At 73.3% G+C, this 17,430-nt stretch carries 26 protein-coding genes; 1 reads left to right on the forward strand and 25 read right to left on the reverse strand.

The features are described 5' to 3' along the window. Positions 1-178: 178 nt before the first annotated feature. The 25 genes from AB0O91_RS36605 to AB0O91_RS36725 all read right to left on the reverse strand — a co-directional run bounded on the left by AB0O91_RS36605 (position 179) and on the right by AB0O91_RS36725 (position 15,639). Positions 179-526, reverse strand: a complete 348-nt coding sequence (locus AB0O91_RS36605; RefSeq protein WP_363442511.1) for a hypothetical protein — start codon at positions 524-526, stop codon at positions 179-181. A 72-nt stretch (positions 527-598) separates the two neighbouring features. After that, positions 599-1,153 carry a hypothetical protein gene (locus tag AB0O91_RS36610; protein WP_363442514.1) on the reverse strand — a complete coding sequence of 185 codons (555 nt, stop codon included), beginning with the start codon at positions 1,151-1,153 and terminating at the stop codon, positions 599-601. Continuing rightward, entirely contained in the window at positions 1,150-1,707 is a 558-nt protein-coding gene (locus tag AB0O91_RS36615) for a hypothetical protein (protein WP_363442517.1), read from the reverse strand. The genes AB0O91_RS36610 and AB0O91_RS36615 overlap by 4 nt, the downstream gene beginning before the upstream one ends. An 83-nt stretch (positions 1,708-1,790) precedes the next feature. Beyond that, positions 1,791-2,144, reverse strand: a complete 354-nt coding sequence (locus tag AB0O91_RS36620; RefSeq protein WP_363442520.1) for a hypothetical protein — start codon at positions 2,142-2,144, stop codon at positions 1,791-1,793. 16 nt (positions 2,145-2,160) lie between these two features. Beyond that, a complete protein-coding gene (locus tag AB0O91_RS36625; RefSeq protein WP_363442523.1) occupies positions 2,161-2,985 on the reverse strand; it encodes a histone-like nucleoid-structuring protein Lsr2 in 825 nt (274 codons plus the stop codon). Next, the gene (locus tag AB0O91_RS36630; RefSeq protein WP_363442526.1) at positions 2,985-3,689 is read right to left on the reverse strand and encodes a GGDEF domain-containing protein; all 705 of its coding nucleotides are present in this window, start codon (positions 3,687-3,689) and stop codon (positions 2,985-2,987) included. Before AB0O91_RS36630 ends, AB0O91_RS36625 begins: the two co-directional genes overlap by 1 nt. A gap of 103 nt (positions 3,690-3,792) precedes the next feature. Next, positions 3,793-4,767 (reverse strand): hypothetical protein, encoded by a 975-nt coding sequence (locus AB0O91_RS36635; protein WP_363442529.1) that lies wholly within the window; start codon positions 4,765-4,767, stop codon positions 3,793-3,795. A gap of 73 nt (positions 4,768-4,840) precedes the next feature. Beyond that, positions 4,841-5,086, reverse strand: a complete 246-nt coding sequence (locus tag AB0O91_RS36640; RefSeq protein ID WP_363442532.1) for a hypothetical protein — start codon at positions 5,084-5,086, stop codon at positions 4,841-4,843. An 89-nt stretch (positions 5,087-5,175) separates the two neighbouring features. Continuing rightward, positions 5,176-5,883 (reverse strand): hypothetical protein, encoded by a 708-nt coding sequence (locus tag AB0O91_RS36645; RefSeq protein ID WP_363442535.1) that lies wholly within the window; start codon positions 5,881-5,883, stop codon positions 5,176-5,178. Between the two features lie 95 nt (positions 5,884-5,978). Further along, the gene (locus AB0O91_RS36650; protein ID WP_363442538.1) at positions 5,979-6,425 is read right to left on the reverse strand and encodes a DUF6251 family protein; all 447 of its coding nucleotides are present in this window, start codon (positions 6,423-6,425) and stop codon (positions 5,979-5,981) included. Positions 6,426-6,518: 93 nt separating this feature from the next. Beyond that, complete coding sequence (locus AB0O91_RS36655; RefSeq protein WP_363442541.1) at positions 6,519-7,079, reverse strand: hypothetical protein; 561 nt, start codon at positions 7,077-7,079, stop codon at positions 6,519-6,521. A gap of 89 nt (positions 7,080-7,168) precedes the next feature. Beyond that, complete coding sequence (locus tag AB0O91_RS36660) at positions 7,169-7,381, reverse strand: hypothetical protein (protein ID WP_363442544.1); 213 nt, start codon at positions 7,379-7,381, stop codon at positions 7,169-7,171. Positions 7,382-7,395: 14 nt separating this feature from the next. Continuing rightward, positions 7,396-7,632, reverse strand: a complete 237-nt coding sequence (locus AB0O91_RS36665) for a hypothetical protein (RefSeq protein WP_363442547.1) — start codon at positions 7,630-7,632, stop codon at positions 7,396-7,398. A 118-nt stretch (positions 7,633-7,750) separates the two neighbouring features. After that, positions 7,751-7,957, reverse strand: a complete 207-nt coding sequence (locus AB0O91_RS36670) for a hypothetical protein (protein WP_363442550.1) — start codon at positions 7,955-7,957, stop codon at positions 7,751-7,753. 121 nt (positions 7,958-8,078) lie between these two features. After that, positions 8,079-8,267 carry a hypothetical protein gene (locus tag AB0O91_RS36675; RefSeq protein WP_363442683.1) on the reverse strand — a complete coding sequence of 63 codons (189 nt, stop codon included), beginning with the start codon at positions 8,265-8,267 and terminating at the stop codon, positions 8,079-8,081. A 25-nt stretch (positions 8,268-8,292) separates the two neighbouring features. Then, positions 8,293-8,601 carry a hypothetical protein gene (locus AB0O91_RS36680; RefSeq protein WP_363442553.1) on the reverse strand — a complete coding sequence of 103 codons (309 nt, stop codon included), beginning with the start codon at positions 8,599-8,601 and terminating at the stop codon, positions 8,293-8,295. 32 nt (positions 8,602-8,633) lie between these two features. Further along, entirely contained in the window at positions 8,634-8,852 is a 219-nt protein-coding gene (locus tag AB0O91_RS36685; RefSeq protein ID WP_363442556.1) for a hypothetical protein, read from the reverse strand. A gap of 2 nt (positions 8,853-8,854) precedes the next feature. Next, a complete protein-coding gene (locus AB0O91_RS36690; RefSeq protein WP_363442559.1) occupies positions 8,855-9,760 on the reverse strand; it encodes a hypothetical protein in 906 nt (301 codons plus the stop codon). A gap of 206 nt (positions 9,761-9,966) precedes the next feature. Then, complete coding sequence (locus AB0O91_RS36695; RefSeq protein ID WP_363442562.1) at positions 9,967-12,567, reverse strand: DNA translocase FtsK; 2,601 nt, start codon at positions 12,565-12,567, stop codon at positions 9,967-9,969. Positions 12,568-12,665: 98 nt separating this feature from the next. Further along, a complete protein-coding gene (locus AB0O91_RS36700; protein WP_363442565.1) occupies positions 12,666-13,052 on the reverse strand; it encodes an RRQRL motif-containing zinc-binding protein in 387 nt (128 codons plus the stop codon). After that, on the reverse strand, positions 13,049-14,440 hold the full coding sequence (locus tag AB0O91_RS36705; RefSeq protein WP_363442568.1) for a hypothetical protein: 1,392 nt from the start codon (positions 14,438-14,440) through the stop codon (positions 13,049-13,051). The genes AB0O91_RS36700 and AB0O91_RS36705 overlap by 4 nt, the downstream gene beginning before the upstream one ends. After that, entirely contained in the window at positions 14,440-14,643 is a 204-nt protein-coding gene (locus AB0O91_RS36710) for a hypothetical protein (RefSeq protein ID WP_363442571.1), read from the reverse strand. The genes AB0O91_RS36705 and AB0O91_RS36710 overlap by 1 nt, the downstream gene beginning before the upstream one ends. Then, complete coding sequence (locus AB0O91_RS36715) at positions 14,640-14,972, reverse strand: hypothetical protein (protein ID WP_363442574.1); 333 nt, start codon at positions 14,970-14,972, stop codon at positions 14,640-14,642. Before AB0O91_RS36715 ends, AB0O91_RS36710 begins: the two co-directional genes overlap by 4 nt. Then, positions 14,969-15,208: a hypothetical protein gene (locus AB0O91_RS36720; RefSeq protein ID WP_363442577.1), complete on the reverse strand. Its 240-nt coding sequence runs from the start codon at positions 15,206-15,208 to the stop codon at positions 14,969-14,971. Before AB0O91_RS36720 ends, AB0O91_RS36715 begins: the two co-directional genes overlap by 4 nt. After that, positions 15,205-15,639 (reverse strand): hypothetical protein, encoded by a 435-nt coding sequence (locus tag AB0O91_RS36725; RefSeq protein WP_363442580.1) that lies wholly within the window; start codon positions 15,637-15,639, stop codon positions 15,205-15,207. The genes AB0O91_RS36720 and AB0O91_RS36725 overlap by 4 nt, the downstream gene beginning before the upstream one ends. 310 nt (positions 15,640-15,949) lie before the next feature. On the opposite strand from AB0O91_RS36725, the gene AB0O91_RS36730 reads away from it, so the two are divergent. After that, entirely contained in the window at positions 15,950-16,723 is a 774-nt protein-coding gene (locus tag AB0O91_RS36730) for a GntR family transcriptional regulator (RefSeq protein WP_363442583.1), read from the forward strand. Positions 16,724-17,430 lie beyond the last annotated feature (707 nt).

Below are 17,430 nucleotides of genomic sequence, written 5' to 3' on the forward strand. Positions count from 1 at the left end.
GGTCGAGCCAGCTGTCGATCTGGGGGAGCAGGAGGGTGGCCGTGGGGTCGCTCATGAGTGCGAGCCTTCCGTGAACGTCGTCGGGGGCCGCCTGCAGGCGGCCCCCGGCTCTCATCTTTGCGGGTCGGTCGGACAGGTGGGGCTGGTCTGCGGAAACTCCGCTTCCGTGCTGGTGGTGCTACGCGTCGCCGAGCAGGAAGGCGGTGGTCGAGGTGTCTTCGGTGCGGGTGGCGAGCGCGGCCTGCGCCCGGTCGTACGGGAGGTCCGCCCCGAGGGTGGCCCGGGCTGCGCGGCGCACATCGACCAGCGAGGCGGAGGAGCCGTGCTCGGCGACGGCCAGGTCGGCGGCGGCCGGGTCCGCCCAGATCGGGTGCTGCTGGCGCATGTCCACGCCGGGGGCGAGGACCATGCGGCCGGCGGCGGTCTCCTCGGGCGCGGCCTCGGCCATGTGCTGCGAGAAGCGGGTGCTGCCGCAGATGGTGACGATCGGCGGCAGCAGGTCACCGGTGTCGGGGGTGTAGTGCATCGCTGGCCTTTCTTGGTTGGTCCTGTTGGGTCCAACAGGTCTTGTGATCCCGGGCCGGGAGGGATGGACAGGTCAGGGGGCGGTGGGGCTCTGCTTGCGGTCGGCGGAGCAGCGGGCGCAGTACGCGGTGCCGTCGGGCAGGAGCTGGCCGTCTTCGGCCTGGTCGTGTCCGCGGCGGCAGTGGGTGGGCCGCTGGGGGCTGCCGAGGACCAGGCGCAGGGCGGCGCGGTCGCGCTGGCGGCGGGGGAGGTCGTCGATGTGTTCGGGGGCGACACAGTGCCGGGTGCCGCAGCCGGGGGCGGCGTAGCCCTGCGGGTCGGTGCCGTGCTTGATCCGGAAGGCGATCCGGGCCGCGGTGTAGCACCGGCCGGAGTGGCGCATCACCGGGGTTCCGCTGGTGCGCTGCCGCTCACCGGTCCACGCCAGGTGGCCGCCGGGCAGGTCGCGGACGCGCAGGCGCCACTTCTGTTCGACGGTCAGGGGCTGGGCGGGAGTGTTCGGCAGGCCGAGTTCCTGGCGGAGCAGGGCGACATCGTGCTTGTCGACGCGGAGCTGGCGGGCGATCGCGCTGTTGCTCAGGCCCGCGGTGAGGAGGTCGCGGGTCGCGCCGAGCTTCGCCGGGTTCACCGTGCCTCCTTCTCGTCGAGTTCGGCCAGGGCGTATCGCAGCTGGCGCCGGAGGTCGTCGACCTGGTTGCGGAGGCGGTGCGGGTCGTCGAGGGGGGTCTTGAGGTCGAGCAGGGTGACCGGCACGGCGCTGGGGTCGCCGGCCTGGGTCCAGGTGATGTTCCAGGCGACCTCGTCCGGCCAGCCGTTGTCCTGGCTGTGCTCGATTGGGACGGCGAAGGCGGCCCAGGTCTCGGTCAGGGCGCGCAGGCTGCGCATCGCGCCGGGGGTGGTGTCGTCGAGGAGGTTGGCCCAGTCGTGATTGCGGCGCATGTGCCGGTTGGCGGTGGCGACCAGTCGGCGCCAGTCGAGTCCGGGTCCGTGGCCGAGCGCGAGGAAGGCGTACTCCCCGTGGTCGTTGAGGAGGGCGGCGACGGGCAGTCCGTAGGGGATGTCGAAGGCGTGCTCGAGGAGGTCCTTCGGGCCGGCGGGGTCGGGGATCCAGAGCTCTTCGACGGGCTCGCCGAGCGAGTTGACGCGGATCGTGAACGGCCAGTCGATGGTGATCAGGTCCATGGGGGCCCTTCCAGGCGGGGTGGGTGGAGCTGGGTGGTGTTGGGTCCATCGGGCCCAATGGGGGTGTTGGACCCGATGGGCGGTCAGATGTCGAAGGACAGTTGGCCGGCCGCCTCTCGGGCGGCCCGGCGGGTGGCGGCGGCGCTCTCGCGGTGGTGGTCGCGGTCGTAGTGGAGGTGGCAGCCCTGGCACATCGCGCGCAGGTTCTGCGGGTCGCAGTGTTCGGGCTGGTGGTCGAGGTGCGCGGTGGTCAGCACGACGGTGGAGCCGGTGCCGTACGCGGGCCGGCCGTGGCGGTTGGGGCAGCGGCCGGGGTGGGTTCCCCGGCCGCATTCGCCCAGGCATTCGCACTGCCAGCCGCCGCGTTCCTTGATCGCGCGGGAGACCTCCGGCCAGTCGGCCGGGTACCGGGCGCGGTTCTCGGGGCGGATCGGCACGGTCGGCGCCGCTGGCTCAGGCCGCGAGGCCGTGGCCGGCGGCGGCCGGGGCGGTGGTGGCCCTGCGCCAGGCGTCGACCACGTGCCCCGGCACCACGCCGGCCGGGGAGACCTCGACGCCGTTGGCGGAGGCCCAGGCCCGCACCACCTTCGGGTCGTAGTCCCGCTCGCGCTTCTTGCGGGAGGCGGTGTTCTGCTCGGGCTGCAGCTCGGCGACCCGGCCGCGCAGCGCCTGCAGCTGCTCCTCCAGGCGGTCGATCTGGACCTGGGCGGCGCGCAGCTCGTCGTCGCGCTGGTGGCGCTCGCGCAGCGCGGTGATGCCGCTGCGGATGGTGGCGCCGTGCTCGCGGATCGCCTTGTCCTGGTGGGTGGCGGCCCAGGCGAGGAGCTCGTTGAGGACCTGGTCGCTGGTGACGTTGGCCACCACCGGGGTCACGGGCGTGGCGGCGTCGAGGGCGGTCAGGTCGACGGACGGGGTGGTCGAGGCGGCCTGGTCGGCGCCGAGGAGCCGCTGGACATCGCCGAGCGGGATGCCCAGCACGTCGGCGATCTCCTCGGCGCCGCGGCCGTCGCCGTGCATCGACAGGGCGACGGCGGTGTAGGCGGAGGGGCTGGTGGCCATGGGCACTTCCTTGGGTTCCGGCCGCCGGGCGGCGGTGTTGGACCTGTTGGCGGTGTTGGGGGCAATGGGGGCGGGGGCGATGCCGAGGACGTCCAGGAGCAGGCGCAGGTCGCCCGGCCCGGTGGCGTTCGCGGCGCAGACGAGGGCCGCGGCGCGCTGGTCGGCGGCGGTGACGGCACGGGTCGGGATCGAGGCGTCGCGTTCGGGTGCGGCGGGCATCAGGCGGCCCTGCGCAGGGTGTGGGCGAGGGTCAGCGGGGTGGGCCAGCGCCGTCCCCGGCGCCCGCGGCGCTTGCTGCGGTACATGGCGGCGTCGGCGGCCTCCAAGGCGGCGGAGACGGTCGGCACCGCGAGGTCGGCGAGCCGGGCGGCGCCGAGGGAGGCGCCGACCTGCAGGAGGCGGCCCTGGTGGTCGACCGGCCGGGCGAGGGCGTCACGCAGTTTCGTCACGCGCTCGGTGAGGTCGCCGTGGTCGGGGACGGCGGCGACGAACTCGTCTCCGCCGAGGCGCCCCGCGGCGCCGGCCGGGCCGCACCAGTCGGCGAGGCGGTGGGCGGTGGCGGCGAGCACGGCGTCGCCGGCGGCGTGGCCGTGCCGGTCGTTGACCGGCTTGAAGTGGTCGAGGTCGACCAGGAGCACCGCGGTGGGCCCGGCGGCGGTGAGCTGCTCGGCGCGTTCGGTCCAGGCCTGGCGGGTGTCGAGGCCGGTGAGCGGGTCGCGGCGGGCGCTCTGCAGCCGGGTGGCGAGGCGGTCGCGGTCGGCGAGGGTCTCCTGCAGGAGCGGCAGCAGGGCGGCCAGGTCGTGGTGGACGTACCAGGCGGCGCGCGGCCCGGCGTCCTCGTCCAGCTCGGAGGCCCAGGTGCGGGCGTGGGCTTCGAGGTGCCGTCGGGCGCGGTCTATGAGGTCGGCGGGTGCGGGTGCCATGGTGGTGGGGTTCCTCTCCGTACTGGGTTGCGGGCGAGGGATGCCGGGGCGGCCGGCCTTAGTCGGGTGTGCGGCCGCCCCGGCGCCGGTCAGTGACCGGCCGTCAGGTGCGGGGCGCGGTGGTCCAGGGGTCCTCGGACAGCACCGTGAAGTGCTCGACCTCGGTCTCGGCGCCGCTGTCGGCCTGGTCGGTGGAGTCGGGCTCGGGGGCGTCAGCGTCCTCGCAGGCCTGGGTGCAGTACCGGCGGGAGCCGTGGAACGGGGCGCCGCACAGATCGCACTCCGACTCCGCGGGCTCGCCGTCGAAGTCCTCGAAGTCGTCCTGGTCGCCGTCGCCGAAGTCGTCGGGTGCGTCCAGGCCGGGGCGGCCGTAGGCGCAGGTGCTGCACAGCGTCTCGGTGCCGTGGGTGGTCAGGCAGCAGCCGTCGTGGCAGGGCTCGTAGGGCGTGCAGCCGCAGCGCGGGCAGGACGAGGGGCCGGTGAAGGCCTCGGTCAGCACCCGCCACAAGAGGTCGCGCTCGCCGAAGGCCGGGTCGATCAGGGTGACCTGCCAGGCCCGGTGCATCGCGTGGATGGCCCGGTAGCCGGCCCCTCGCCAGATCCGGATCACATCCTCGCTGGCGAGCGAACGGCCGAACTTGGTGTGCGGCCGCTCGTCCCGCTCGGTGACGACCACCGCTCCCAGCGCGAGGCTGAGGCTCCCGCGCCCGTAGACGCGGATCATCAGGCCGTGCTGCTCGGCCACGCCGCGCAGCACCGCGAGGACATCCGGGTCGTTGGTGAAGCCCTGGACGGCGGCCCGCTGGCGCCTCCAGTGACCGTCTGCGCCCATGCCCCGGAAGCCGGGTTGGCTCGACTCGGTGACGAACCCGCCGCGGTTGCACAGCAGCAGCGCCGCGAGCAGGGCCGGGCTGTCGGTGGTCTCGCTGTCCGGCCCGTGGCCGGGGGTGTATCCGGGGCGGGAGGCGATGCGGCTCTCCAGCCACTGGGCGGTCAGCTCGCCGAGGTCGGCGGCGGTGCGCGCCGAGCGCCAGCGGCGCCGGTCCGCGAAGGACATCATCAGGTGCAGCTTGAACACGTCGGCCTCCTGGCCAGGTGGTTCGCGGGCTTCGTGTGGCGGGGCCGCCTGCGGGCGAGCCCGTGGCGGTCGGTCAGACGCGGGCGGCGGCCAGGATGGCGGGCTCCAGCTCGTGGGCCTCCGCCTCCTCCAGGCACACCTGCGCCTCGGCGCGGTAGCTGTCGGCGATCGGGCGCTCGAGCAGGCCGTAGTTGCCCTGCAGGTCGGCCAGCCGGGACTGGCGACGGCCATGGCTGCCGACCCGGTCGTACTCGGCCTCGGCCGCCTGCGGCCAGGCCGGGGCGGCGGCCTCCTGGTCCTTGGTGACGGGGTCGGTCATGATGAAGCCCTTCCTGTCGCGTCTTGCGGGATGGGAGGGCCCGGGGCGGCCGGTAGGCCGGCCAGCGTGGCGGCCGCCCCGGGGCGAAGTCAGAAGGTGAGCTCGTCGTCGCCGCCGTAGTGGCCCGTGGCGAGCGCCGGCGCCTTCGGCTCGTCGGCGGTGAAGGCGTGCTTGTCGCCGATGGAGAGCGAGGCCATGTCGAGGTAGCAGGCCGTCTCGCGCAGCTCGGCCGCCTGGTCGGCGTCGTACTGGTCGCGGTCGCGCTCGGCGTACCGGTCGGCGGCCAGGGCGATGACGTCGTGGATCTCGCGGACCAGGTGGACGCCGCGCACGCCGGCCAGGAGAGCGTCCAGGTCGGCCTCGGGCTGGCGGAGGTCGACGCGCAGCTGCCCGAGCGCGACGCCGGCTTCGATCGCCCAGTCCGTTTCCTCCAGGCCGTAGCCGTCGAACTCCTCCTCGTAGACGCCGAGTTCGGTGCTGTCGGGCGCGTGGGTCCGCAGGGCGGTGGTGATGAAGTCGTCGAAGGCGTCGCGCTCGGGGGCGACCAGGTCGGCCAGCGCGCCCAGGAAGGCGCGCAGCGCGTAGCCGGTGCCCACGCACCCCATCGCGACGAAGACGGCGGTGCCCAGGCTGACGGTGGTGAGGTCGGGCCGTCCGCCGAGCGGGACGAAGTGGGCGAGCACGACGGCCGCGGCGCTCACGGCCCCGATGACGTCGAAGGCGTCGCCCACGCTGTCGAGCAGGATGGCGGCGGTGGAGCGGATGCGGTAGGTGCGGGTGGTGAGGTGGTGGGTCACGGTTCCTCGCTTCTGGACTGGAGCGGGCCGGACTGTCCGGTCCCCCGAACCGCAGCGACCCCGGAAGTGCGGGGGCGGTGCGGCACGGCGGGCCGTCAGGCGCGGGGCGTCCTGCGGGCGCGGCGCTGTGCGAGGGCGGCGCCGGCCTTGGCCTTGGCCGCCTGTCCGGCCTCGCGGCCGGTCTTGTACTCGTTGAAGGTCCGCATGGCCATCACGGCGATGACCGCGATGACCAGGCCGGTGATGGCCAGGGTCTGCAGCAGGCTGATCAGCATCGGGCCGAGGACGACCAGGGCGGCGACCGCCCCGGCCCCGGCGCCGGCCGCGAGGACCAGACGCAGGGTGACCGGGCCGAGCTCGCTGGCCTGCCGCGGCTGCTGCATGACGATGATCTGCGGCGGGGCCGCGTAGTACGGCGTCTGCCCGGGCTGCTGGACGACGCCCTGCAGCTGGGTGCCGTACGGGCTCTGGGTCGGGTGGTAGGCGGCGGCCGGCTGGACCTGGTGGCCGGGGTAGGGCACCGGGACGTAGTGGTCGGCCATGGGCGTTCTCCGATCTGGCGGGGACGATCCGGTCTGTCCGGTCCCCCGCGCCGCACCGGCCCCGGGGCGGGGGCGGTGCGGCACGGCGGTCCGTCAGCCCGTGCAGCTGATGGAGCCGAGGAAGCGGCCGTGGGCGTCGTGGCGCGGGAGCGTCCCGGTGCCCTTGCAGCGGCGGCAGTGGGCGTGCGTGCCGGTGGTGAGCGGGCGGGCCGAGCGGCGGCGTCGGACGGCGTAGGCCTGGCCGGTGTCCCAGGCCCAGGAGCCGACGGCGAGGCCGGCCCGGCCGGTGAGGGCGAGTGCCTTGCCGGTGGGGCGCAGGACGCCCCGGTAGAGCACGGTCCCGGCGACGGCGGTGGTGCCCACGAGGGCGAGGAAGGGGTGTTCCCAGGCGAAGCGGGCCGCGTGGACCGCCCGGGCGCCGATGCTCTTCGGGGCCTTCTTGGTCTTCTTCGCCGGGGACTTCCCGGCGGCCGGCCTGGCGGCGGTGCGCTGTACCGGGGCCGTCTTCTTCACGGGCCGCGCGGGGGCGGCGGTCTTCTTGGCGGTGCGCTGGGCCTCGGCGGCGGTCCTCTTCGCCGGGGCCTTCTTCGCGGTGGCCTTCTTGGCCGCCGTCTTCCTGGCGGCCGCCGGGGCCGGCGGGGTGGTGGTGCTCACGGAACCCCCTGGTGGCAGGCGGGGCCGGGCTGTCCGGTCCCCCGCGCCGCACCGGCCCCGGGGCGGGGGCGGTGCGGCACGGCGGGCCATCAGCAGGCGGGCGGTTCCTCGGTGCCGTAGATGCCGTCCGGGTCCCAGGTCGGGTCCATGAACCGGCGGATCCGGATGTTCATGTAGATATCGGCGCGCCGGTGTTCACCGGCCTGGTCGTGGGCCACGGCGGCCCGGACCAGCTCCTCCTCGGTCATGTCCTCGCCGGGCTTGTGGATCCAGGACTCGCCTTCGTACGGGGTGAGGTCCACCTGCTGTCCTCCGTCTAGTCGGTGAGGTTCTTGAGCTGCTTTCGGATGTACTCGCGGGTGAAGCCGAGGGCGTCGACCGCGTCGACCTGGCGCAGGGCGCCGGAGTCGATCTCGTCGCGGACCGTGGTCCAGAAGGCGGTCTCGATGTCGGCGTGGCCCTTCTCGCGCCGGGTGAGGGCCTCGGCCAGGCGGGCCTTGGCTGCGTCGCGGGCCGCCTCCTTGGCGGCCTTGTCGGTGTTGTCGGTGACCATGTGCGGGCTCCTGTTCGGATCAGGGACGATGGGTTCTCCTCCCTGCTCTTCCTGGAGCGGGTCGGTGGCCCGGGACGGCCGACGATGCTTGCCGGCTGGCGGCCGTCCCGGGGCGTGGTCAGCCCTGGGCCCGCTCGGCCATCGCGAGGCAGAGCTCGGCGAGGCGGATCTCGGTCTCGGTGTAGACAGGCGGCACGTCGCCCGAGGCGTGCTGCCGGACGGCGGCCGCGTAGTGGTCGGCGGCCCGGTTGGCCCAGCCGACCTTGGTGGTCCGGACGAGGCTGAGGTCGATCTGGGCGGCGGGGCTCTGCGGGACGGTGTCCACGGGAGTTCCTCTCTCCGTTGGTGTCGGTCCCCGGCGGGCCCGACACATTCAGAATGCCAACTTAAAATTGGCGTGTCAAGTGTTGGCCAACATCAAGTTGGCGCGCTGCTGTTCCGGCTGGTCAGCGGCCGGTCGCCGGGGAGCTGACGGCCGACGAGGGCGAGGGGTCGGGGCCGGCCGGAGCCGCTCCGCCGTGGCCCGCGGCGCTGGCCAGCCAGGCGCCGGCGGCGAGGCCGACAACCGCGCAGACGGTGGGCCTGTGCTTCTGCCACCAGGTGGGCGGGTCGGGCTCGGATATCAGGTAGCGCACGCCCAAGGGGCGGCTCCCTTCGAGGTCAGGGGGTGCGGGCGCTCTCGGACGCGCACCGGGCGCCGGCGGGCTTCTTGTTCAGGCCGAGCCAGGTCTTCACCCGGCTCTCGCCGACGCCGACGCGGCGGGCGATGACCGCGACCGCGGTGTGGTCGGCGTGCAGGAGGCGCGCGGCGAGCAGCTGCTCCGCCTCGGTCAGGCCCTCGACCGGTTCCCCGTTGAGGGCGCGTTCGACGGCGACGTTGTCGATCAGGCCGTCGGTGCTGGTGGGGCGGGCGGTGTCGACGTAGCGGCGGCGCTCGGGGCAGTGGACGGCACGGTTCGCGCGGATCATGGCGGGGTCCCTTCCAGGGGAGTGGGGGCACGTCAGAAGGGCAGGCCGTTGACCCAGCCGAAGACGGCGGCCATCAGGTGGCGGCCGGGGCCGCCGGCGGAGGAGTCGGCGATCGCGAGGCCGGCGGCGACGCAGGCGGCGGCGTGCCACCAGCGCAGGCCGCCCTTCCAGACCATGACGACGACGGAGCCGGCCAGGACGAGCGGGACGGACAGGTGGAGCTGGGTGTCGGCGGCGGCGAGCTGGTGCACGCTCACTCCCCGGCCGTGGTCGCGGCGGTGCGGCCGCCGGGGCGGTAGCCGGTGCGCGGCCGGACGGCGCCGAGCCCGGGCGGGCGGGCGCCGGCGCCCTGGTCGGCGCGGGGCTTGCTCGGTCGGTGGGTGCCGCACTCCGTGCACGGGATGTCGACGCCGGGGGCGGTGATCCTGCCGGTGTCCGAGCAGACCAGGCACCGCGGGCCGCGCCTGGCGGCCGGGATGCCGAGCGCCTTGCGGTACTTGGCGTAGGACGGGACCTCGACGTGCTCCTGGTCGTCGCCGGGCTCACCGAACTCGTCGTCCAGGGGCGGCTCGTCCTCGAGGACATCGTCGCCGACGATCCGCTCGCGCACCTTCTGCCCGGCGGCGCGGGCCGCGCCGGTGACGGCGCGGCCCGCCTTCTGCCGTCCCTGCTGGACGGCATCGCCGAGGCGGCCGGTGGTCTTGGCCTTGATCCGCCTCTTCGCCCGCTTGGCGAAGTGCTTGCCCAGGACGACGGCGGCTTCGCGGCCCTCGGCCCAGTAGTCGACCTCCGGCGGCGGCTCCTCGCCGTAGCCGGCCTCCAGGAGCCAGGCCCAGTCCGGGTCCGGCAGGGGCAGGAACCGGAAGCGGCTGTAGCCGATGAAGTGCTCGCGGACCAGCCGCGGCTCGGACCACTCGTGGCGGTCGGGGCAGCGCACGACCACCTCCGGGTCCGAGGACTCGACCAGGGAGAGGTCCAGGCCCTCCTCGGCCAGGCAGACCGGGCAGGAGAGCACCCGCGCGAGCCATCCGTCGAGCGGGCCGGACCAGGCCCAGGGGATGTGCTCCAGGTCCTGCTCCAGGTAGCGGAAGCGGCGCTCGGCGATCACCCGGTGCAGCGCGTTGAGCGGGTCGGGGGAGTTGGGCCACTGACGGTTCACAATCGGACCTTTCGTGATCTTTCGGGCGGGAACAGGGCGGGAACGGCCGTAAACGCGCAGGTCAGAGCGGCGGAACAGGGAGGAACAGCACCCCTGGGAGGCGGAACAGGTTCCGGGTCCAGCGGGGGCGTTCCGCCCTGTTCCGGGCGGTCCGCACCCCGCTGACCTGCGTGTTCCTCCCGTGTTCCGGGCCGGATCCGGGCCGCTCAGGCCTCGCCGGTGATCTTCTTGAGGTCGCCGAGCTTGTAGCCCTTGACCGTCCCCGCGCCCGGCGCCGGCCGGAAGGAGGTGGTGGTCCACTCCTCGCCGCGCGGGTCGAGCACCGCCCGGACCGCGGCGCGCAGCGCGGCCACCCGGGCATCGCCGTCCGCGAACGCCTGCAGCTCCCAGTCCGGGTCGAGCTTGCCCAGGTACGCGGCCAGCTCCTCGGCACGCAGCCCGGCCGGGTCGCCCGCCATCTCGAAGGCCTCGCGGGCCAGGGCGATCAGCGCGGGCAACGCGTCCTCGTCCTGGTCCCACTCCTCGGCGAGGTGTCCGGCGAGGTCGGCCAGGTCGTCGGTGGCGAAGGCGGCCGACTCGGCGTCCAGCTGCGGACGGCCGGCCTTCAGCCGCTCGTCCGCGCGCCGGTCCGACTCCTCGTCGGGCAGGATGCAGGCCCGGTAGGGGATCGGTTCGGTGTAGGCGCCGCCGGCCATCACATAGGCCACCCCCGCGTCGTTCACCTCGTCGCCCATCGCGGGCAGCAGCCGGTCCGGCCGCCAGCCCTGGGCCATCGCCCCGCCGCCCGCGATCAGCTTGATGTCGTCCACGTCGCAGGCGCACATCAGCTGCGCCGGCAGCTCGCTCAGCCAGGTGTTCGGGCCGACGCGGTCCTTGGTGACCCCCTGGGAGCCGACCACCAGGACCACGTCCGACTTCGCGGAGGTGAGGTGGATCTGCTGTGCGAGTTCGTCCAGTCGCAGGAACGGCTCCAGGTCCTCGGCGTCCTGTCCCTTGCGCGCTGCCTGGGCGACCTGCGCCTCCAGCTTGGCCTTGGTCACCAGCGCCGGGAATTCGTCGATGATGACGGTGATTCCCGGGCGCTTCTTGGAGGACTCCCAGTTCAGGCCCATTCCGAGCTTGTTGAACAGCTTCGGACGGTTCTCGCCGATCGCCAGCGCCCATTCAAGAATCCGGCGCGCCTCACCCACGGTGCGGCCCAGCGCGTGCAGGTCCTTGACGTACGGCCCGAAACCGGCGCCGTAGGAACCCAGGTCGATGCCGACGACGATCCGGTCCTCGCAGGCGGTCAGCGCGTCGACGGCGGCGCGGATCAGCGTCGACTTCCCCGAGCGCGGCTTGCCGATCACGCCGACCGAGGTCCGCTTGCCCGGCAGGGCCAGCGGCCGGCCGGACATGTCGGCGCCGATCTGCGCGGTGTGCAGGGTGGCGGTGGTCACCGAGCCGGGCGCCCGGTACGGCAGCTCCGGCACGGCCTGCCACGGGTTGTCGCCGGGGATCCGCAGCACCGCCTCGTTGCGGGCCCGCGCCGACTGCTGCAGCAGGATGCTGTTGGTGCGCACGCCGGGCAGGCAGGCCTCCAGCTTGTCCAGGCCCTCGGAGAGCTTGGCCGGGGTCTGGCGGTGGAAGGTGACGTCGACCTCGAAGCCCCAGGCCTGCGGCTTGATCCTCAAGGCCTGGATGGCGATGCCGAGGTCCTCGGTCAGCGCCTGGTGGAGCATCTGCTCGAAGTGGCGCACCGTCATGCCGAGCTCGAACTTCCCGGGCACGCCGAGCTCCTCGCGCTCCAGCGCCTCCAGGCCCTCGGCGTCCAGGTTCGGGGTGCGGCCGCTGTAGGCGAGGACGCCGAGGTTGACCAGCAGCGCGGCGGCCAGGCCCAGGCCGCCCTCGTAGCCGTAGGCGGCCAGGTCGGCGGCGGCGAACGGACCGAAGGCCAGGCCCGCCCGCATGCCGATCTTCTTGTGGGCGGTCGTCTTCATCGCGGTGGCCTGGACGAGGGCGAGCCGCGCGTCCTGGCCGGCCTTGTCCGCGGCCTTCTTCTTCTCCTCCCGCTGGCGCAGCGCGAACTGGGCCTGGCGGGTCGACTTCGACGCGGCGGAGGCGAGCATCCTGGCGTGCTGCTCGGCCGCGCGGGCGGTGGCGCCCTCGGTGCCGACGACCCAGCCCTGGATGCGCCGGCCGCCGCGCCACGCGGAGGGGACGACGCCGCGCACCGTGGTCTGGTGCTTGACCCAGCGGCGCAGCTTGCGGCGGCCGCGCCGCTGCAGGTAGCGGGCGCGGGCGCGGCGGCCCTCCTTGGTGAGGAGCATGGGGTTGATCCACGGGGCGTCGCCCTCGGGGTCGTCCTCCAGCACCAGCTCGTCGGCGAGGTAGACCTCGCCCTCGAGCGCCTGGTCCTCGTCGTCGTCGTCCTCCTGCTCCTCGTCGGCGCCGTCCTCGTCGTCGGCCGGGGCCGGGGCGGGCTTGCGGAAGTCGACCGGGATGCGGTCGGCGGGGGCGGCGTCGGCCGGGGCGCGGGTGCCGGGGAAGGGCAGCACCTCGGCGTCGGTGCCGAGCGCGGCCAGCGCGCGGTCCATCTCGTCGGCGCGGTACAGCACCTCGCGGGCCCGGCCGCCGTCGGCGGGGCCGACGACGCCGGCGGCCTCCAGCTGGGCGAAGAGCTGCTGGACCTGCGCCCAGCCCAGGCGCAGCTTGCGCTGGACCATGCTCGGGGAGCCGAACTGGGTGGAGACGACGAGCTCGGCGGTGTGCCGGATCAGGTCGGGGTCGGTGGAGGGGAGGACGGCGTGGTCCAGGGTCTCCGTCATGCTTGGTGTGCTCCTTGGGGAGTGCGGCGGGGCCGGGCTTTGCTGGCAGGCGGGACCGGCCCCGCCGGTGCGGGGGAAGACGGGGTGGCGCTGATCTGTCAGGCCGCGTGGGCGGCGGGTCCGTCGGCGCAGTCGACGCAGGCGCCGAGAGAGCGCGGGATGCAGTAGTCCTTGACCTGGCCGCAGTCCGGGCAGGTGCGGCGCTTGCGCATCGCGGCCTCCAGGCCGGCGGCCTTGCCCGGGGTCATCGGGCGCACCGGCATGGCGAGGTCGACGCGGTAGAGCCAGGCCGCGCGGGTACCGCCGGAGCGGCACGCCTTGCGCGACTTCCACAGGAGCTGACCGGCGACCGGCTGGCCGCCCGGGCGCAGCCCCTGCTTGCGGAGCTGGCGGCGGGTGGCGTAGCCGACGGGGGCCATGCGGAACGGCCAGGTCGGGATGCCGTACCGCTCGCCCGTCGGGTCGAGGTGTCGGGCGTGACTCATGCCGTCACCCCGTACGCCGCCGGGTTGGATTCGACCGCCTTGATCTGCTTGCTGCCCCAGTCGGAGCTCAGGCCGTAGGCCTTGCCGAAGGCGGCGGGCGACGGCTTCTCACCCTTGTTCAGCAGCTCGGCGATCTGGGCCCGCGCCTTGTCTCGCTTGACGGCGAGGGCGTCGGCTTCCTTCTGCGCCTTCTTCGCGGTGTGCCGAGCCGCCGCGCGGGCGATGGCCGACTGCCGACGGACAGGGGGCTTCTCAGCCCCCTTCTCGGGGGTCTTTTCAGCAGGGGGGATCGGCTCGCTGACCTGCGGTTTCGGTGCGTGTACGGCGGGGGTGATCGTCGGCTCCACCCAGCCGTCCAGACCCGGCAGCCACAGCGCCGAGCGTCGGGCCTCCTCGGGCTCCTCGTCGGCGTAGACGCTCAGTTCCGTCACGTCCGACTCGGTGACGCTTTCGTCGGCGTCGTCGGCGAGCTCGACCAGGCAGGTGTCGGCGAGCATCGCGTCCTGCAGCCGGGCCCGGTTGCGGCGCCGGCGCCGTTCCCGACGAGCCGTCACCCCGAGCGTCGGAGCGTGGTACTGGTCCCAGGCCTCGGCCCACGCCGCGTCGGCCGACATCGCGCCGTGCGCGATGGCCCGGATCCGCCAGGCGACGAACGCCATCACCGGGTGGGCGATGGTGCGGGCGAGGTCCGCGCGGACCTCCGCCATCGGCCGGCCTTCCTTCGCCTTCATCAGCAGGCTCAGGAACAGCTCCCAGACGAAGACGCCGGACAGCGAGGCGATCGCGTACACCTCGCCGCTGCCCTCGGCCGCGTGGTGCTGGTAGTTCAGCGCCGCCGCGACGATCGCGGCGATCGCGGTCACCAGCCGGTACCTGCCGGTGGCCCGCCCCTTGACGTGGGCGAAGAACGCGAGCGCGGCCATGGTCCAGGTGACGCCCTCGGTGACCATCGGCACCAGGTTCGCCGCCGAGCCCATCTTCGCCCGGAACCCGGCCGCCTGGCCGTCCCACGCGAAGTACACGCTGATCACGACCAGCGCGGCGACCAGGATGGAGGCGAGGATCAGCGGGGCGTGCGCGGTCAGCGCCGCGCGTCGGCGCGCCCAGGCCTCCCGGCGGGCGCCGGCCTTCTTCTGCTTCGCGCCGTCCTGGATCTGCTCGATCTGGACGTTCGCCTTGGCCTGCGCGACCTGCGCCTTGGCCTGGGCCTCGGCCAGCTCCAGCTGGTCGAGGTCCGCCTGGTGCTGGTTGCGGCGGACCTTGTCGACGGCCTCCGCGGCGGCGGCGTCGGCGCGGGCCTTCGCCTCGGTGGCCGCGGACTTCGACACGATGCGGGCGTCGGTCCGGGTGAAGCCGTTGATCTGCGGCGGCGGCATGGTGGTCGTCATCAGGAGGCCCTCCTCTCCGGGCCGGGCACGGCCGGGACCGCGCAGGTGCAGGTGGTCAGTTCGATCAGGCGCAGCTCGTTGTCGACGCGGACCATCAGGTCCCGCCGGTCCTCCAGGTCCCGCTGGGGCCAGGTCTTCGGGTCGCCGTGCAGGCGGACCATCGCGGCCTCGGCGATGCGCAGCGCACGCTGACGGGGGGTCACCGCTGCTCACCCCCGTCGGCGACGCGTGCCAGGAGCGCGAACACCTGGACAGGGGAGTCGGTCTCGGGGTCGGTCTCGGCCTGGTAGTAGTGCCGGCCGCCGACCTCGGCGAGCCCGGGCTCGATGCCCAGCTCGGCCGCGATCCGGTCGACCTGCAGCAGCCGGTCGGTCTCCTCGCCGACGCCGGGCAGGACCTCGATGTAGATCCCGGAGGCGGCGGCGGTGATCCGGACGTCGGTGGTGTCGGTGGCACTGGCCTCCAGCACCGCGTGCAGCGGGCGGATGCAGGCCAGGATCCCGACCGTGGTGTTCAGGTCGGCGGCGCTCACCGGGCTCCCCCGCTCGGGCCGGCGGTGCGCGGGGTACGGACGACGGTGACGGTCGCGGTGTCGGCCTCGGCGGCCGCCTGCAGGTAGAGCAGGACGGCGACGGCGGGGACCAGGACCAGGCGGGCCGGGAGTGGGAGGGTGATGCCGAGCATCCAGAGCATCCCGGCCAGGCCGAGGAGCAGGTGGAGGCGGCGGGCCGCGAGCGGGCCCGGGCGGGAGGCAAGGAGCGTCTTCACGACTGCACCGCCGTCTCGGCCGGGGCCAGCTCGCCGTTGCCGTAGCGGCCGGAGCGGGTGACCCAGCGCGGGCCGTTGCGGAACGGGGAGGCGGCGGCGATGGCCTCGGTCACCTTCGGCGTCCAGGCGTCCAGCTCGGCCTCGCGCTCGGCGCGGCGCTTCTCGTCGTTCAGCCGCTGGATCACGGTCTCGACCGCCAGGTCGGCCGCCTCGTCCGGGTCGACGTCCTCGTCCTCGGCCGGCGCGGTATCGGGGTTCGCGGCGAGCAGCATGTCGGCCAGCAGGGCCAGGCGGTGGGAGCGGGCGCCCCCGCCGGCCGCGTCGATCCAGGCCTGGGCGTCGGTGAGCGTCTCGGCCGCGATGATCGCGCCGAACGAGCGGCCGGCACCGGGGGTGCGGTGCTTCGGGGCGGAAGAGGGCAGGATGGACACGCGGATCAGCTCCTGAAGGGTTGGTGGTCCGTAAGCGGCCCCGGGGCTGTGCGTCTAGCCACGCACAGCCAAAATCCGGGGCCGTGCCCGTTTTCAGGCACGACGAAGAAGCCCCCTCCGAGGAGGGTTCTCGCCCGACCCTTGCGGGCCGTGCTGTGAGACGAACATAGAGCTGTTCTAGAACGCACGCAAGCGTCCAAGCCGAACTATTCGCGTACTAGAACACTCGTCCTGCCGAGGGCGCGCAATCGTTCGCGTTCTAGTACGCTGGCGTCATTACTCGGCAGTTCCAGCACGGAAGGGCATCAGAATGAGCCCACGCATCGAGCGGCCGGTGCCCGCTTTCATGCAGGTCACGGACCATTTCCGACGTCAGATTCAGGACGGAACGCTCCCGGAAGGAGCGCAGCTGCCCACCGTTGCCGCGATCGAGCGAGAGTGGGGAGTCGCACGGGCTACGGCTGCCAAGGCCATCAGCCAGTTGCAGGTAGAGGGACTGATCTACAGCTCGCCGCGGGGCAGCTTCGTTGCCGGGCAGGGGGCCAAGGCCACCTCTCCGCGTGATCGGCTGGACCGCTATCGACGTACGGGCACTCTTGACGGGGTGAACGAACATCACCGCGTGACGGCTGTCGGAGTGGTGACTGCGCCGACGTACGTGTCCGAGCTGTTCGACATCGAGTACGGATCGCCGGTGATTCGCCGCGAATTCGTCACGCTCGAAGACAAGTCGATCCGGTCACTGACCGTTACTTGGCACAACGGCGCCCTCGCGGACCAGGTCCCAGATCTTCTGGCCCATGAGTCAAGCAAGGTTGGCACCCGGCTGGCTCGGGTCGAGACCGTGGCGGGGCGCATCAGCCACGGCCGGGACTTCATGCACGCCAGGGGCGCTGACGCTCGTGAGGCAGCCGCCCTTGGTATCCCGGTCGGAGCGGCTACCGAGGCGCTGACCTGGCTCTGGAACGCAGAAGTAGACGGGGAAACCCGGCTCGTGGAGTACGGCGAGTCCTGCCTGCCAGCGCGTCACACCCTGTCCTACGACTACGTAAGTGCAGGAGAAGGTGCGGAGGTGAGCCAGTGACGACCTACACCGAGCGGTTGAGGACCCTACTCCAGGATCTGGAGGCTGGTCATTGGGCTCCGTCTCTGGCCGAGGTAGAGGCAGCCAAAAATCTGACCCAGCTGCCCCGGCTCACTCCCATAACAGTCCGTGAAGCCCTTGCTCCAGCCAGGTTGACCAGGAGCCGGCTCGTCGTCGCTCTGGAGGGCGTTGCGTCGGTCTTGTCCCTGCCTCCGATCCACGAAGAAGAGAGCGACCGTCAGGCGCTCCTCGACCAGGCTGTCGAGACCGCTCGCGCGGTTGCGTCACGGCTGCCGCAGTGACCCTCGGGCAGCGCGGGACCTTATCCACAGGCGTCTGCCACTAGTGTCTTCGTACAGCAGCGATCGGCAGGACCGAGGGGAGACGTCGGGGTGGGTGGCCCGCACGATAGCCAGTCTGGCTGCCCACCGCCCGGTGACACCCGGGACCGACCGCGCGATGCGCATCCCCACCTCCGCCGTGACGAATGGGAGCAGCACCTGATGGGCCCGTAAAACACCGAAGGCCGACCTGGGCAAACAGGCCGACCTTCGATTCGCTAGTCCGCTCCGAGCCTGGCAGCCCGAGAGCGGTGTGTAACTGGAAACCTGGTGGTTGGCGCCATCCCGGTCCGGAGCACACACACAAGAGCGCAGTCCCACGCGTCTCGTCGCCAAGGATGCCAGACCACCTGGGAGCTGGACCAC

This window comes from Kitasatospora sp. NPDC089797 (assembly GCF_040684795.1).
Taxonomy (GTDB): Bacteria; Actinomycetota; Actinomycetes; order Streptomycetales; family Streptomycetaceae; genus Kitasatospora.

What these genes read in the sequence shown, in the direction of transcription:
- AB0O91_RS36705 (WP_363442568.1), bottom strand. Translation starts at nt 14,440, where the DNA reads ATGACGACCACCATGCCGCCGCCGCAGATCAACGGCTTCACCCGGACC.
- AB0O91_RS36605 (WP_363442511.1), bottom strand. Translation starts at nt 526, where the DNA reads ATGCACTACACCCCCGACACCGGTGACCTGCTGCCGCCGATCGTCACC.
- AB0O91_RS36665 (WP_363442547.1), bottom strand. Translation starts at nt 7,632, where the DNA reads ATGGTCACCGACAACACCGACAAGGCCGCCAAGGAGGCGGCCCGCGAC.
- AB0O91_RS36730 (WP_363442583.1), top strand. Translation starts at nt 15,950, where the DNA reads ATGAGCCCACGCATCGAGCGGCCGGTGCCCGCTTTCATGCAGGTCACG.
- AB0O91_RS36695 (WP_363442562.1), bottom strand. Translation starts at nt 12,567, where the DNA reads ATGACGGAGACCCTGGACCACGCCGTCCTCCCCTCCACCGACCCCGAC.
- AB0O91_RS36700 (WP_363442565.1), bottom strand. Translation starts at nt 13,052, where the DNA reads ATGAGTCACGCCCGACACCTCGACCCGACGGGCGAGCGGTACGGCATC.
- AB0O91_RS36630 (WP_363442526.1), bottom strand. Translation starts at nt 3,689, where the DNA reads ATGGCACCCGCACCCGCCGACCTCATAGACCGCGCCCGACGGCACCTC.
- AB0O91_RS36640 (WP_363442532.1), bottom strand. Translation starts at nt 5,086, where the DNA reads ATGACCGACCCCGTCACCAAGGACCAGGAGGCCGCCGCCCCGGCCTGG.
- AB0O91_RS36650 (WP_363442538.1), bottom strand. Translation starts at nt 6,425, where the DNA reads ATGGCCGACCACTACGTCCCGGTGCCCTACCCCGGCCACCAGGTCCAG.
- AB0O91_RS36680 (WP_363442553.1), bottom strand. Translation starts at nt 8,601, where the DNA reads ATGATCCGCGCGAACCGTGCCGTCCACTGCCCCGAGCGCCGCCGCTAC.
- AB0O91_RS36625 (WP_363442523.1), bottom strand. Translation starts at nt 2,985, where the DNA reads ATGCCCGCCGCACCCGAACGCGACGCCTCGATCCCGACCCGTGCCGTC.
- AB0O91_RS36615 (WP_363442517.1), bottom strand. Translation starts at nt 1,707, where the DNA reads ATGGACCTGATCACCATCGACTGGCCGTTCACGATCCGCGTCAACTCG.